At 36.0% G+C, this 15,218-nt stretch carries 15 protein-coding genes and 1 tRNA gene; 6 read left to right on the forward strand and 10 right to left on the reverse strand.

All coding sequences use genetic code 11. The features are described from left to right. Position 1 precedes the first annotated feature (1 nt). The 3 genes from nrdG to budA form a co-directional block, all read right to left on the reverse strand. On the reverse strand, positions 2-574 hold the full coding sequence (gene nrdG / locus RZ78_RS00165) for an anaerobic ribonucleoside-triphosphate reductase activating protein (RefSeq protein WP_041152657.1): 573 nt from the start codon (positions 572-574) through the stop codon (positions 2-4). Beyond that, on the reverse strand, positions 543-2,717 hold the full coding sequence (nrdD, locus tag RZ78_RS00170; protein ID WP_054607705.1) for an anaerobic ribonucleoside-triphosphate reductase: 2,175 nt from the start codon (positions 2,715-2,717) through the stop codon (positions 543-545). Before nrdD ends, nrdG begins: the two co-directional genes overlap by 32 nt. A 319-nt stretch (positions 2,718-3,036) precedes the next feature. After that, entirely contained in the window at positions 3,037-3,750 is a 714-nt protein-coding gene (gene budA, locus RZ78_RS00175; protein WP_054607706.1) for an acetolactate decarboxylase, read from the reverse strand. 106 nt (positions 3,751-3,856) lie between these two features. Here budA and RZ78_RS00180 point away from each other — a divergent pair, with 106 nt between their 5' ends. Next, positions 3,857-4,429 carry a TetR/AcrR family transcriptional regulator gene (locus RZ78_RS00180; RefSeq protein WP_054607707.1) on the forward strand — a complete coding sequence of 191 codons (573 nt, stop codon included), beginning with the start codon at positions 3,857-3,859 and terminating at the stop codon, positions 4,427-4,429. A 24-nt stretch (positions 4,430-4,453) separates the two neighbouring features. On the opposite strand, the gene RZ78_RS00185 is transcribed toward RZ78_RS00180, so the two are convergent. Beyond that, entirely contained in the window at positions 4,454-5,599 is a 1,146-nt protein-coding gene (locus tag RZ78_RS00185; RefSeq protein WP_054607708.1) for a YdcF family protein, read from the reverse strand. A 98-nt stretch (positions 5,600-5,697) separates the two neighbouring features. Next, positions 5,698-6,393 carry a DUF1275 family protein gene (locus RZ78_RS00190; protein ID WP_081006849.1) on the reverse strand — a complete coding sequence of 232 codons (696 nt, stop codon included), beginning with the start codon at positions 6,391-6,393 and terminating at the stop codon, positions 5,698-5,700. Positions 6,394-6,530: 137 nt separating this feature from the next. Between RZ78_RS00190 and RZ78_RS00195 the strand changes: the two genes are divergently transcribed. Together RZ78_RS00195 and RZ78_RS07535 are read left to right on the forward strand one after the other, a co-directional pair. Continuing rightward, positions 6,531-7,658: a cation:proton antiporter gene (locus tag RZ78_RS00195; protein WP_272946483.1), complete on the forward strand. Its 1,128-nt coding sequence runs from the start codon at positions 6,531-6,533 to the stop codon at positions 7,656-7,658. A gap of 743 nt (positions 7,659-8,401) precedes the next feature. Beyond that, complete coding sequence (locus RZ78_RS07535; protein ID WP_054607711.1) at positions 8,402-9,166, forward strand: hypothetical protein; 765 nt, start codon at positions 8,402-8,404, stop codon at positions 9,164-9,166. 47 nt (positions 9,167-9,213) lie between these two features. On the opposite strand, the gene RZ78_RS00205 is transcribed toward RZ78_RS07535, so the two are convergent. The 3 genes from RZ78_RS00205 to RZ78_RS00215 all read right to left on the reverse strand — a co-directional run bounded on the left by RZ78_RS00205 (position 9,214) and on the right by RZ78_RS00215 (position 10,874). After that, positions 9,214-9,987 carry an acetoin reductase gene (locus RZ78_RS00205; RefSeq protein ID WP_054607712.1) on the reverse strand — a complete coding sequence of 258 codons (774 nt, stop codon included), beginning with the start codon at positions 9,985-9,987 and terminating at the stop codon, positions 9,214-9,216. Between the two features lie 160 nt (positions 9,988-10,147). Beyond that, positions 10,148-10,573, reverse strand: coding sequence for a GNAT family N-acetyltransferase (locus RZ78_RS00210; protein WP_054607713.1), 426 nt, complete (start codon positions 10,571-10,573; stop codon positions 10,148-10,150). 22 nt (positions 10,574-10,595) lie between these two features. Continuing rightward, positions 10,596-10,874: a hypothetical protein gene (locus RZ78_RS00215; RefSeq protein WP_054607714.1), complete on the reverse strand. Its 279-nt coding sequence runs from the start codon at positions 10,872-10,874 to the stop codon at positions 10,596-10,598. Between the two features lie 498 nt (positions 10,875-11,372). Here RZ78_RS00215 and thiW point away from each other — a divergent pair, with 498 nt between their 5' ends. Further along, positions 11,373-11,882 carry an energy coupling factor transporter S component ThiW gene (gene thiW, locus RZ78_RS00220; protein WP_054607715.1) on the forward strand — a complete coding sequence of 170 codons (510 nt, stop codon included), beginning with the start codon at positions 11,373-11,375 and terminating at the stop codon, positions 11,880-11,882. Between the two features lie 30 nt (positions 11,883-11,912). Here the strand turns inward: thiW and RZ78_RS00225 are convergent, their stop codons facing one another. After that, entirely contained in the window at positions 11,913-13,052 is a 1,140-nt protein-coding gene (locus tag RZ78_RS00225) for a cation:proton antiporter (RefSeq protein WP_054607716.1), read from the reverse strand. 279 nt (positions 13,053-13,331) lie between these two features. Here RZ78_RS00225 and RZ78_RS00230 point away from each other — a divergent pair, with 279 nt between their 5' ends. After that, positions 13,332-13,976: a CPBP family intramembrane glutamic endopeptidase gene (locus RZ78_RS00230; protein ID WP_054607717.1), complete on the forward strand. Its 645-nt coding sequence runs from the start codon at positions 13,332-13,334 to the stop codon at positions 13,974-13,976. A gap of 91 nt (positions 13,977-14,067) precedes the next feature. On the opposite strand, the gene RZ78_RS00235 is transcribed toward RZ78_RS00230, so the two are convergent. Continuing rightward, positions 14,068-14,140: transfer RNA gene (locus tag RZ78_RS00235), tRNA-Lys, on the reverse strand. 360 nt (positions 14,141-14,500) lie between these two features. Between RZ78_RS00235 and yycF the strand changes: the two genes are divergently transcribed. Next, positions 14,501-15,211: a response regulator YycF gene (gene yycF / locus RZ78_RS00240; RefSeq protein WP_162200339.1), complete on the forward strand. Its 711-nt coding sequence runs from the start codon at positions 14,501-14,503 to the stop codon at positions 15,209-15,211. The last annotated feature ends 7 nt before the right edge of the window (positions 15,212-15,218 follow it).

Below are 15,218 nucleotides of genomic sequence, written 5' to 3' on the forward strand. Positions count from 1 at the left end.
CCTAGTGAACTAACTTGTCCCAAAGTACGACCTTATTTTCTTCAAGTGACTTTGGCACATTGATAATTCTTTGGTTAGCACTACCGCGGAATTGAAGAGTTAAATCTTTTTGGTCTTCCATGAAACGACCATCAACTAGGATGTCGATCATTGAAAGTAGTTTTAATTTGTCATATGAATCTTTTAGTAATTCATCGAATGTGTAACCTGACCATGACCAGATGTCCTTGGTGTGGCCGAATTCTTCTCTAACTCGTTTGCATAAACGAAGGCAAACTTGCGTATTCAAGAAAGGTTCTCCACCCAATAGGGTAAGACCTTGAACGTAATCTTTTTTCATATCTTCGATGATTTGGTCTTCTAAATCTTGTGAGTAAGGTTGTCCGTAATGGAAGTTTTGTGAGGCGACATTGTAACAGCCGGGGCATAAGAACTTGCAACCAGAAACATAGATACTGCAACGGATTCCCTCACCATCAACGAAGTTAAATGGCTTATAGTCAGCAATATATTGTTGGCTTAAGTCTTTTGCAAGCCATTCCTTAGGCTTTGGATTGTTTGGCTGTCTCTTCATGTGCGACACTTTCTACCATTCCTTTCGACATATTCTTTTGACGTGATGAAATTTCAACGTGACGACCGTGAACCATTGGACGTGCTTGAGGGTTACCTAAGTAACCACAAGTTCTCTTAACAACGTCACAGTACTTAGGATCGTGGTTTCCACATTGAGGACACTTGAAACCACGGGCGGTAGCTTCAAATTCACCCTTGAAACCACACTTGAAGCATTTATCGATTGAAGTGTTGGTACCTAGGTATCCAACATGGTCGTATGCCCAGTCCCAAACGGCTTCTAGTGCCTTAGGGTTTTGCTTTAGGTTAGGGTATTCACAGTAGTGAATGAATCCAGCTGAAGCATAGTGGGGATAAGCCTCTTCAAATGTTAGTTTTTCAAATGGGTTAGGACGTTTTCTAACGTCGTAATGGAAACTGTTTGTGTAGTATTCCTTGTCGGTAATGTCTTTTACTTTACCAAATTTTTCGATATCATCTTGAGCAAATGTATCGGTTAATGATTCGGCTGGAGTGGAGTATAGACTGTAGTGGTATCCACTTTCCTTACTCCAAACCTTGCATAGACGGTTTAATTCAGCGACGATGCTGACAGTGAAGTCATGAGCTTCTTGATTTGATTCCCAATCTGGACCAAAGAATGCAGTGCCTACTTCGTATAGTCCGATATAACCAAGCGATACCGTGGCACGTTCGTTTCTGAAAAGTTCATCAACACTATCAGTTGATTTTAGTCGTTTCCCAAATGCACCATACTTGTATAGTAGTGGAGCGTTATCTGGTTTTGCTTCCTTAGTTCTTTCAATACGGTATGCCATTGCTTGGTGGACAATACCTAGTTTTTCTTCAAAAATGTGCCAGAACAAGTCCATGTTACCTTTGGATAATAGTGCAATACGTGGGAGATTAACGGTCACAACACCTAGATTCATACGACCGGCGTTGACGGCTTTGCCGTTTTCATCGGTCCACTTAGGTAAAAATGATCGACATCCCATTGGTGCTTTAAAATCACCAGTAATTTCACAAAGCTTGTCGTACATCAAAATATCAGGGTACATACGTTTTGTAGCACATTCGATGGCTAATTCTTTGACGTCATAATTTTTGTCGTTAGGGTTTAAATTTAATCCTTTTTTCAATACATAGATTAGCTTAGGGAAAATTGCGGTACGACGTTCTTTACCAAGTCCTTTAATTCTGATTCTTAGAATATCTTTTTGAATTTCTTTTTCAATCCAATTGGTTCCTAGACCAAAACTAACAGTGGTGAAAGGTGTTTGACCTTGTGATGAGTATAGGGTATTAATTTCGTATTCTAGTGATTGCATCGCATCAAAGATATCTTTTTTGGTACGATCTTTTGCGTATTCTTCGCGCTTGTCTTCCTCTACCCATTTAGAAGCGGTCTTTAGGTGTTTTTCGTAGTTAATTTCGGCGAATGGTGCCAATACTTCATCGGCACGGTCGAATGATAGGCCACCGTATTGTAGAGATGCAACGTTTGCGATGATTTGAGAAACTTGAGCGGTTGCAGTTTGGATTGAACGAGGTGATTTAACTTCTGCGTTACCAATTTTAAAACCGTTATTCAACATTTCTGCAAAATCAACTAAGCAACAGTTGGTTTCAGGAGTTGCTGGTGAGTAGTCTAAATCATGCCAGTGAATATCACCTCTAAGGTGTGCTTTTGCAACGAGTGGAGGTAGCATTTGAAGTCCAATGGCTTTGCTAGCTGCTCCTGCTTCTAGGTCTCGTTGGGTGTTAAAGACGTTACTATCTTTGTTGGCATTTTCGTGAACAACACGGTCATAACGGTTGAATAGTTGGTCGATACGAGCCTTTACATCGGTTGCTCTTTTGAATTTTTCAATGTCTTTTTTTTCATATTTTAAGTATTGCTCTTTAGCATCTAAGAAATCATTTTCTTCAAGAAATTGAATGATGAAGTCATGAATATGACTTGAAGTAATTTCTTCTTGATCCTTAGTAAATAGGTTCAAACGTTCAAAGAAACGTTTGTTATCTTCTTTACTAATACCCAATTGATTTAGTACAAAATCAATTTTGTATTTATAGAATTTGGTCTTGTCACCAGAATTCTTTATAACGTTTAAATGAGCAAAAGTTTTATCAAACATTATATCAGTCCTATCCTTAAAATATACACTATAACTTGTGTCTGAAATAATGTTAACACGCATATATAGTGTAAAAACATTCTTGAATGTCAATTTGAATAGTGCGTACTGAATGATTATAATAATTTAATTTTCTCATAATACGTAGTGATGAGCGATTTCGCCTTTTTTCGTCGAACATTTTTGGAATTTTGTCTAAAAATGTTCAAATTGAATGCTTACGTATCGTGCCCAAAGTATTGATATACTAACGTTTAATAAGTGAAATCCGAATGAAAAACACAAAAAAAGAACTTTATTGAAAAAGTTCTTTTTGGGATTATCTTTCAGTTTGATTGATGGCACCTTCGATATCATCCTTGGAAAAATCGTGTTCCAAGAATTCTTTGTTATCGGTAGGTAGTTGCAGGATGAATTGGTTAAATTTTTGAATGCCGAATTCACCGTTAAAATTACGAAAGTCGCTTAAGTGTCCACCAATTGATAAATCATCTGCGATGAAGTGCATATGAAAACCATACACAGCAATTTGACTAAATGGAGATGGATTATAGTATCCGATGATGGTTCCAGTGACGTTTTCGCCGTTAAAGATATGTTCACTTTCAGCTGTCTTAATTAGATTAGGATATGGCTTACTTTGTTTGTATACGGATCTCAGCTTAACAGATTGAAAAGTCCCGTGGAACTTAATTGCGAATTGAGTATTTTGTAGTTTGGACTTGTTAAAAATCGCATCGTTTAATTCATTGATTGATAGATTATCTTTGACCTTAAAGTCTTGGAAATCGGCGAAGTGGGCATTACCAAAAGGCATGGTGAAATCATCTGAAACGATGGAGACATTACCATCACCGTCTATCTTGTAAGGGTTGCCATCAATAATGATTAGTTCACCGTCTAGACCATCACCGCTGCCGATTCCGGTATCACCGTGTGATAGGAGTTCCTTGATTGATAGGGTTCCGTCGAAAAGTCCGGGGACTACGATTGCACCAGTTCCATTTTGAAATAATTGGTTTGTGTTTTGCATAAATATACCTCCAATATTTTGTTGATATATTTAATATTAGGGTATAATTTAACCAATTCAATTTACAAAATATTACATGTGTTCAATTTTCAAAAAGGGTGATTGGATGTACCAAAACAAGCGGGATAAAACTAGAAAACAGATAATTAATGCATTTATGGAGTTGGTCTCAAAATATGGAATCAAGGAAGTAACTGTAAAACAAATAGCTGAATTAGCCGGGATTTCCAGAGGGACTTTTTACCAACATTATTACGACAAGTATGCTATTTTCGATGATCAAAAACAGATGATTTTTCAGGAAATCATCATCCAACAAAACTTATTTTTAGCAAAAAAAGAATCTGCCTTACGAGCAGATTTGTTGGAAGGTAAGTTTGTATCGAAAATATTGGATATAGTAAAGGATAAACAAAATATTGTGGCCTTTTTATTCAATCATGATGATGAATTTAGGGTGCAGGCTAGTGATTTCTTTGAACGAATAAATCAAAAGACACTGACCAAAATTAATCCTTTGGTTACCACGAAACGAATTGAAATCATTTCAGCCGTGATTGCGACGGTTTTGATTAAGTTCATCGAACTATATATTTTTTATCCAGATAAATACGATAAAGCCTTTATCTTAAAGGAAAGTCGAGAATTAATTCGGGTTAATGTGTTAACAATTATATAAAAAGAGACCATTACTGGTCTCTTTTTATCGTTGGATGTTTGGAATTAACCAATAGCCACTGGTTCTTAATGAATCTAAGAGGATTTTATTTACCGCTGGATCAGTTTGTTTTAATGCGTTTAGGGCGTTCGGATCATCGACAGATACTAGTTGAGAAAGACTGTATTTCCCGTTTGAAACCAGTTTGGCGGTCTCAAACAGTGTATATGCTCGACGCATATGAGATGCGCTGGAGACAATTGTTGCGTGTTTGGCGTGGTGATTGTTCAATATCTGAGTTACGTTTAAAGCGTTGCCGACGGTGTCGAGTGAACCTTGTTCGGTGATGATACGATCACTTTCCACGCCGTGCTGAATCAACCAGTTCTTCATAACCTTGGATTCAACCTTTGGTTCAGCTGGAAGTTCACCACCGGAGACGATTATTTTGGCCTTTGGTTGTTGTTTAGCTAGCGCCAATCCTTTCTCTAGTCGTTGAACCAGCGTCTTTTGTGGTTTTCCATTGCTATCTAGGACAAATCCTAAGATGACAATGTAGTCACTTTTACCATCTTTATTAGTGCTTTTAACGGTTTGGTTTAACTTCATATCCAATGATTTTGTGATTAATTGAGTGACCTTTTTGATTTGATCGGTTTTAGTGCTGTTCAAACGATTTAGTTTTTGAAGTGAAGAATTGAATTTTTTTGGTTGTTTGAATAGTTCATTATTCATCGCTAATTGGAGTAATGCCTGATAGTTACTCGGATTGATATTTCTGATTCTGTTTAATACCAATTGAGCTTCCTTTGGATTTCCGTTTAACTGGTAGATGGAAGCCAATCCCAGTAGGTATTGGACGTTATTGGGGCTGATTTTTAGGGCCTTTTCAAACAACGAGATTAGTTCGTCATTGTTAGAGGAGCTGGTCACACCAACCTTTTGTGTTGTGCCGAAATTAGGTTTGTGCCAGTAGTTATACAAGATTGCTTGATTAATCGCATCAAGCTTGGATTGCATACTCTTATCATTCTTTAGGTGGTCTAAAACGGATTTGTAAGAGAAATTGTAATTGTATTGCTTAGCCTTGGTTTCACTGCTAGCGTGCGATGTAAACTTTGGTGATAGTGCCGATTGACCCATGAATAGAAATGTCGATAGTAATAAAAGGTATTTGTGTTTTTTTAACATCCAACCCCTCCTCTGCTTTAGTAACTACAGATTAGCAGTGCGATGTTGTTTTTAAGTAAATTAAACGTAAAAAAAGAGTAAATTTGAAATTTACTCTTTTATAGTTGGTTTTCGTGTCGATAGATTAGGATGCAGCGAATTTGGAATACTAAAATGATGATTAGTTCCAAACCGACAACCCAGATGGTCTTAGTATGGAAGAAAAGTGATAGGATGCTGGCCTCAAAAGCTCCGCATAGAAAACTTAAAACCAGGCCACCGTAGTAAAGTAACTTGGTTTTGAATTCGTGTTTTTTAGTTTCCAAATACAAGAATAGGTTATTCATTGTTTTTTGAAGGTTTCCAGTACTAAACATATTGGAGTATCCCAATCCAGACATTGTATTAAATGTTGAAAGCTGAAGGGCCGTGGTTAAAGACATTGAAGTCGTGATCATTAATTGTGGGACGTTGTATTTCAAAAAGCCCACAATTGTACAGACTGCAATTTCAATGGCCAAAATATAGACCTTCCAGTAGTTTAGTTTATGTTTATCTAGATTATGGTGAATCCAATTAGCTAATAGAATTCCGATTGAAAATGCAATCACCGGTAAAATTCTTTCTAAAAAGTGACCATAATCGAATTGTGTCAACGCTAATGCGGACAAAATTAAATTCCCTGTTTGGGTACTTGCAAATATTCCACCATGTTCGATGTAAGTATAGGCATCAAGACAACCACCGATGGAGGTTAAGAAGAATGCCGTTGATATTTTTTCACCGAATCGGGCGGGGTGAGGTGCGTCGATAATGTTGACTCCCTTTCTCTAAAGTAATAAGTTATACATAAGTTATTTATAAATAGTACTACCATATTGTTTTAAAATAAACAGAATTGTTTTATTCGGGGAGAAGGATTTATTTGGATTATTTAATCGCATTGTTTTTAATGATTACATTTGCGAAATTTTTTGGAATGATTGCTTCTAAAATTCACATTCCAGAGGTAGTCGGACAAATCATGGGTGGTGTCATTCTTGGCCCATCCGTACTAGGATTGATTCACCGACAGGATATTGTAATTGCACTAGCTTCATTGGGGGCTGCACTATTGATGTTTGGTGCCGGTCTAACTTGTGATATCGACAGATTGAAGAAGTATTTTGGTCCAGGTGTCATCGTGGCACTGTTTGGGGTAGTGTTTCCGGTCGGATCAATTTATCTAATCTGTAGATACTTCCAACTTTCGATTATTGAAAGTGCCTTTATCGGAATCGTGTTCGCGGCAACATCAGTGTCCATCTCAGTTGCCGTCTTAGAAGAAATGCATGAATTGAAATCCGCAGCTGGAATTACGATTTTAGCCGCAGCCGTAGCCGATGATATTATTTCAATCGTCTTGCTAAGTGTCTCTATTCCTATTTTAGGAGTGGGCCGTGGCCACGGTGATTCAGATGCATTATTCCTAATTATTTTACAAATTGTATTTTTCTTATTCTTATGGCTTTGCTATAAGATTGTAACTTTATTAATCAACATTTTGGATGTTGATCCTGCTAAGGCAGGGGTATATTCATTCCTATTGTGCCTATTCTTAGCTGGAACTGCCGAAATGGTCAGATTAAGTGCCGTCACAGGTGCTTTCTTCGCTGGCCTAATCATCAGTCAGACTAAGTTTAAAAAGGTACTAATGTCTAGGTTAAAGAGCCTAGGAACATTGCTGCCAATTCCAATCTTCTTTGTAAGTATTGGTGTTGATATGCAAGTTAACGGAATCTACAAGCACTTATTGATGTTTATAATCCTAACTGTGCTAGCGGTGGTTACTAAGTTCTTAGGTGCCTTTATCGGTGCCAAACTTAGCCGAATCGACTTAGCAAACTCCGTGGAAATCGGGGCAGGGATGATTAGTCGAGGAGAAGTCGGAATTGTTATCGCACAAGCTGGATTGGGCAGTCATTTTATTTCAACTAGCTATTATTCAACATTGATTGCTGTAATAGTTGTGACAACAATCTTAGCTCCACTAATTTTAAAACCAGTCGTATTATGGAAACGCAAAAGAGAGTCAGTATAAGCTGACCCTCTTTTTTTATGGAATATAAGATATTAATACCAGGATTAAATCGATAATAACAACGGTCACAATCGCACAAATAAAAGCTAGTAGTGGTAGGAATCTTTCATCACCAAACCGACTCATGTGGCGGACGTTTCTATCAAAGGAATTTGTAAATCGTTTATATGATTTTTTTAGATCTCTTTTTAGTTGAGCAGTGATAAGACGACAGTACTTACATTTGATTTGATTGAAGAATAAATTACCGCAAATCGGACACTTTAAATGAATGATGATTAACTCCTCCTTATTGATTTTTCACTATTGTATCAGGGGTTCTAACGGAAATAAATTTAGTGAAAAACTTAAAAATAAACACAGAGTTCATAAATATTCATTTAAGTATCGATATTGATGAATTATTGGACACAAAGTAAAAATAAAAAAATTATAGATTGATGATAAGTTAGTAAAATCACAAATGCTTTTGGATGGCATGTGTCAAAATGTGTTAAATTCTTTTGTTTCTTATAAACATGAACATTTGTATCTAAAAAATGACATAGATGCAATTTGTTCAAAATGGATAATCACAAAACCCCTTTGAAAATACGATAAATATTTAACTTCCTAAGTTATTCATTAACATGAAATTATTTATATATACGCATTCATCGATAGACTTTAAACAAACGTTATAATATTATTACTTTATTGCAATTATATTTTAATTTTGTTACATAAATTAGGGGGATTTTGATATGAAAATCAAAAAGTCATTTCTTGCCATTTTGGCAGTATTCACACTTTTTGCTGCTAGTGCATCAACTTCTGTCAGCGCCTTTACATCAGTAGAAGCAAACGCTGCTACTCATCATAAAGACACTAAGAAGCACAAGAAAGCAAAGAAGTCTTCAAAGAAACACAAGAAGGCAACAAAGAAGAGTAAAAAGAAGGCTACTAAAAAGCATTCAAAGAAAAAAGTAACCAAGAAGAAACCAACTAAGAAGGCAGTTAAGAAGCATGTTGTAAAGAAGCCTGATGGACCTACTCCAATTACTTACAAGAACCCAACTATTACTATCAACCCAACAGGTGATAATTCTCTTAAGGTTGAATACACTAATAAGCAATACAAGTCATACAATGATCAACTTATTAGTGATGATAGCAATGATAGTGATGCACCAAATAAACTAACATTAAAGGGTATTACTTACTATAACTTAACGAATAGTCAATATCATACTGCAATGACATTTACTTTCTTAGTTCAAAACCCAGATAGTTCATCAGACCACTCATACTTTATTAGTGATAATGACAGTACTTATATATCATCAAACAATGTTGATAAGAAACTTTACCCATCATGGAGTGGATACGCAATGGATGTTCCAGCAAACAGTCAACAAGTGGTTGACCTAACTTTCGTTGGAACTGATGATTCAACTCCAGCTGACTTTAGTTCATTCACATTTAACTACACACCTGATAACACTATTGCTGTTAACCTTAACTTTTAACATTTAAAAAAGCCCACCGCTTTCGGTAGGCTTTTTTTATTTGGTTTTTATGAAAATTGAATTCCACCATCAACGATAATTGATTGGCCGGTAATGTAATTTGATTTATCACTTGATAAGAATGAGACAAGGTTAGCGACGTCTTCTGGTTGTTCACCACGGCCTAAAGCAATGCTATTAATTGCATCCTTTAAAGCAGATCCCTTTTCACGACCGTCTAGTTTAGTCATTTTATCATCGATTTCGTCCCACATTGGAGTTAAAACAATACCAGGGCAGTATGAGTTTACGGTAATCTTATCCTTTGCCAATTCCTTGGCTGCAGCTTGTGTTAATCCTCTAATCGCAAACTTAGTTGCTGAGTAAACACTTAGCATTGGGAAGCCTTCGTAACCTGCGATTGAGGAAGCGTTAATGATTTTACCAGGTGTTCCTTGCTTCTTAAATTGTTTAGCAGCAGCTTGAATTCCGTATAAAGAGCCTAAAACATTGATTTCCAATAGATTGCTTGCATCCTTTTCTGAGATGTCTTCCACTGGATCAACGATAGCAATTCCGGCGTTGTTAATATAAACGTCAAGCTGGCCGAATTCAGAAACGGCCACTTCAATGGCTTTTTGTACATCTTCTTTCTTATGGACATCACATTGAATTCCGATGGCTTGACCACCGGTATTATTAATTTCGGTCGCTACATCATTAACCTTATCTAGATGACGACCTGCGAGTGCAACGGTAAATCCATCATTGCTTAACTGTAAAGCAATTCCTTTTCCAATACCTTGACCAGCACCTGTAATTAAAGCAACTTTTTTAACCATAATATAGAACCTCCTAGCGGATAATAAAATCATTCCACCGCTATTATAGAGCCAGTATGATAGATAAAACAACAATTGTTAACTAAACTTATACAATAATAAACTTTTTTATAAATTTGTATATACTAGAGAAAAAAAGACCCTTAGTAGGGTCTTTTTATTAGTATTCCATCTTAATATGATCAATTCCAGCTTCAATAAATGGTTCACTTGTAACTTTGAAGCCACCTTTTTCATAATAGCCAACTGCATGTGCTTGAGCGTCGATTTCGACTCTGGTGTTAGGGAAGTGTTCCTTGATAACCTTTAGAATATATTCCAAAAGTTCCTTACCCTTACCGGTTCCGCGGACTTGTTGGGTGGTTAAGACACGGCCAAATGTAACGTGGTCGTCATCTTTGAAGATTCTGGCGTACGCGGTGATGGCCTTTCCATTGGTTTCAAAAACGTGCAGTGATTGCTTGTCATTTTCATCTGGATCAGTGTAGACGATGTGTTGTTCCTCAACGAATACTTCTGATCTGACGCGGTAAATTTCGAAAAGTTCTTCTAGGGTTAGTTCTGAAAATTGTTTAGTCTTCCACATGATTGATTCCACCTTTTTTTATTTAAACATGTTTCCCAATATACCCACTTTCGAGAAACGGAATATAATTAAATTTTTCTAATATTCCATTTGAGTGTCTGTACCATGAAATGCCATTAGAATCGGTAAAGAAAACTTCTGGAACCATGTGTTCATTTCCGGTGGCACTCCCGAGAGGATGTTTAAATATTTTATAAGAATTTGGTTTAAAGAATTCAAAGTATCCAAAAATATGATTGTTTCCCATTATAACTTCTTTAAGATTTTTTCCTTCTTTGTTAATTCCATGTCTACTTTGCATATTACTTCTTCCAAATAAAAACACATTGTAAATGCATTCTTCGCTACTGTTATATATTGTATACAAACCTTGACCTGGCTTTTTTTCGCTCTTTTCAAGCCATATATTTATGTGTTTAGCTTGTTTTTTTTCGATAATTTTTGTGTCTAAATGTCTATAAAATATTGTTAATATTAAGGCACTTATTGAAGATAGCGGAACAAGAATATTTATAAATATTTCCCTTAAAAGGTTAATAACACTTCACTCCTTTTTTCTAGTATTATATTCTTTTGACTATTTCATTCAACTACGATATGATTTGAGAATACAAACATTAATGGGGTGCCTTAATCGGCTGAGATTATACCCAAGAACCTGATCCAGATAATGCTGGCGCTAGGGAAGATAAACGCACTTGGACTGTCCCTATCTAAATAGATAGGGACTTTTTTAATTAAGATGCTGTGCAGGAATACCCCATTAATGAAGTATACATATTTGAGGGGAGCTTTATTAATGGATTCAAAAGTTAGCATCAAGAAAGTAACAATTTTAGCAATTATGATTGCACTAGATTTCGTTTTATCACCCATTTTTAGAATTGAAGGAATGGCACCAATGTCATCAGTACTAAACGTAACAGCAGCGGTATTGATGGGACCTTGGTATGCACTAGTCATGGCTATCGTCTGTGCTTGCCTTAGAATGTTATTGCTAGGAATTCCACCACTAGCATTCACTGGAGCAGTCTTCGGGGCGTTTTTGGCCGGATTACTATATCTTATCTACCGTAAGAACTGGATGGCTGTCATCGGTGAAATTATCGGAACTGGGGTATTGGGCTCACTTGCTTCATATCCTGTCATGGTTTGGTACACCGGAAGTTCTAATCAACTATTCTGGTTCGTGTTCACGCCAAAATTCTTTGGTGGTGCAATTTCAGGATCCATCATTGCATACGTTATCTTATTGAGACTTTCAAAGACTCGTCAATTTAAAGATATTCAAAAGCTATTTTTTAAGTAAACTAAAAAAAGACACCCACGGGGTGTCTTTTTATATTTGTTTTATTTTCATCACGATTGGTTTTAGTAATAATGGTGCCAAAATTGTGGTTAATATGATTGAAGCGATGATTGTTGAGTAGTAATTATCTGAGATTAGATTATTTTTCAAACCGATTTCGGCAATAATTAAACCAACTTCGCCTCGACTAATCATTCCAACACCAATTTCGGTTGCGGATAATCGAGTGAATTTAAAGAAACGAGATCCTAAATATGCTCCTAAGAACTTCGTTATAATAGCAATAATTGATATGATCAGGAATAATGATGCGTTTTCTACGATTCCTCTTATATTCATGTTAAGACCAACGTTTACGAAGAAAATTGGAATGAATAATAGATTACCAAGTTGATTCATTTGGTGATTAACTGATTTTTTATAATTAGTCTGTCCGACTAATATTCCAGCGAAGAATGCTCCAGTAATTGCGCTGATTTGAACGTGTTCTGCCAAAGCGGATAATGATAAACAAGCGATTAAAGCAACTATTGGTGCCAATGTAGGAGTAAGTTTAATTTTGAATTTTTTGACTAAGATGAATAAAATCCAAACGAAAATAAAGAATCCAATTTGCATTAATATCAAAAGGATAATGTTTGGCTTTCCCTTTGATGAGCTACCGCTGGTAAATGTAATAACAATGCTTAACAGTAAAATTGAAAGAATATCATCTGCCACTGCGGCACCTAAGATTGTTACGCCTGGTTTTGTATTTAGGGCATTCATGGACTTCAGTACGGCGACTGAGATTGATACCGATGTTGCAGCGAAAATAACGCCAATGAATAGACTTTCGATATTTGATAAAGCAAATAACTTACTTGTGTAAAAAATACTGACGACCGGGAAAATAATCCCCATTATGGCCACGACAATGCTTGGCTTGAAATATTTTTTGAGTAGTTTTAAATCACTTTCTAAACCGGCGATAAACATTAATAAGATAACGCCTAATTCAGCCAATGACGAGATTAAGTTCGTTGGTTTCACGAGGTTTAAAATTGCTGGACCGATTATGATACCAGCCACCAGTTGGCCAACTACTGATGGCAGGTTCGTTTTAGAAAATATTTTTCCGATAATCAGAGCAGCTAATAGAATGATGGAGATTGATAAGATGTAATCCACTAAATCTTCCTTTCGTTTTGTTTACGGAGATTATAAACATAGATTGAAATCCTGTAAATATCGGCTGATTTAGTTCTATAAATATGAAGAAAGATGAACTATTTAGACTGAAAAATTGGCTATTTGTCTTAATTTATCAGTATGTTGAGCAATATTTAGAAAATATTTTTAAATTTTGGTAAATAATTCCCCACAAATATTGAAAAGCTTTATCTATAAACTATGATGAAGATAAAAACAGACGAGGGGGAGAAGTCCACGCTACGTGGACAAACGGTTATGACAATTTTAAAACGAGTATTAATTTTATTCGGATTATTGATTCTGTCACCATTTGTGGGATTGATTTCTTACCCGCTTAATTCTTTTCGCGGCGGCAACTTTCTAGCGTTAATCTTCCAAGTTATTTTCGCCATTGTAGTTGTCATTGGGGTAACAATCATTCTATACAGATGGTTGATCAAAGAAAAGTTCATCAGATTGTTTAAGGATAGTCATTTTTCCAAGAAACTGATAGTTTATACCATTGAAATGATTGTGGTCGTTGTTTTATTAATGTTGATGAGTGGTACGCCTAACGGGACGATTTATCAAAAACTGGTGCACATGACTAGTTTTACAGACGTTAGACTCCAATACTTCTTCATTATCATTAGTGTGATTTTGGCGCCAATTGTCGAAGAATTCTACTTTAGAGGCCTAATATTCACCTACGTTAAGAAGACAACTAACCTAACCACAGCACTAATCATCTCATCGCTATTTTTTGGATTGGCTCATTCACTATTCAATCCATTTATCTTCATTACACATGCGATTGTAGCTATTTTCATCGGGTTAGCCAGAAATAAATCAAACGGAATCATCGCGCCAATTATCATGCACATGATTTGGAACTTATTAATATTCTTAATGATCCTATAGAAAAAGCATCCTGAAATAAATCGGGATGCTTTTTTATTTGTAAGAAACAACAAAAAAAGACATCGCCTAAGCGATGTCTTTTTATCAGTTATGGGCAGTCAGGGGATCGAACCCTGGACCCACGGATTAAGAGTCCGTTGCTCTGCCAGCTGAGCTAACTGCCCAAAATATTTATCTGTTGGCTATCAACCAACAAAAACTATAATACCATGTTGGAGTAAGGATTGCAACACCTTTTTTAAAATTAATTAACAAGATGTTTATCAATTCCTTGCCTCAAATCAACGATATTTATAATAGCATGATAATTATTATTTTGACAACCCCTAATTTTTGAAAAGTGTCGTACTTTAAATCTTCATTGCAAGAACATTACGTTTAGAAAACAAAAGTCCAAGCGTGTTATAATGTAGTAAGTTAACGGTTTAAAAATAGATAAAAGTATAACTATCCTTGAAGTGATAGTATTTCGTTAACATTTACATGAACAAAAAACAAATCAATTCCTGTTAAGGAGATAGAATATTATGGCAAAAATTTTAGTTGTAGATGATGAAAAACCGATCACAGATATTGAAAAATTTAATTTAGAAAAAGAAGGATACGACGTTGTAGTCGCATATGATGGGGAAGAAGCACTTCAAAAAGTTGAAGAAGAATCCCCTGATTTGATTATCCTAGATTTAATGTTGCCTAAGGTTGATGGACTAGAAGTGGCTAGAGAAGTCAGAAAGACTCGCGATATGCCAATTATCATGGTAACAGCTAAAGATTCTGAACTGGATAAGGTCCTAGGACTTGAATTGGGTGCTGATGACTATGTTACTAAACCATTCTCAAACCGAGAATTAGTTGCTCGTGTTAAGGCTAATTTGCGTCGTCAATCAAGCAACGACAATGGACAAGTTTCAGATAATGAAAACAAGGACATCAAGATTGGTGACTTAGTAATTCATCCAGAAGCTTACACCGTTACAAAACGTGGTGAAAATATCGAATTAACTCACCGTGAATTCGAATTGCTACATTACTTAGCTCAACATATTGGTCAAGTAATGACTAGAGAACATTTGCTACAAACGGTTTGGGGTTACGACTACTTTGGTGATGTTCGTACAGTTGATGTTACTGTTCGTCGTCTAAGAGAAAAGGTTGAAGACAACCCAAGTCACCCAATCTGGCTAATCACAAGACGTGGGGTAGGATACTACCTACGCAACTCAGAACAAGAATAATCGACAG

It is taken from the genome of Apilactobacillus kunkeei (genome assembly GCF_001308195.1).
Classification (GTDB): domain Bacteria; phylum Bacillota; class Bacilli; order Lactobacillales; family Lactobacillaceae; genus Apilactobacillus; species Apilactobacillus kunkeei_C.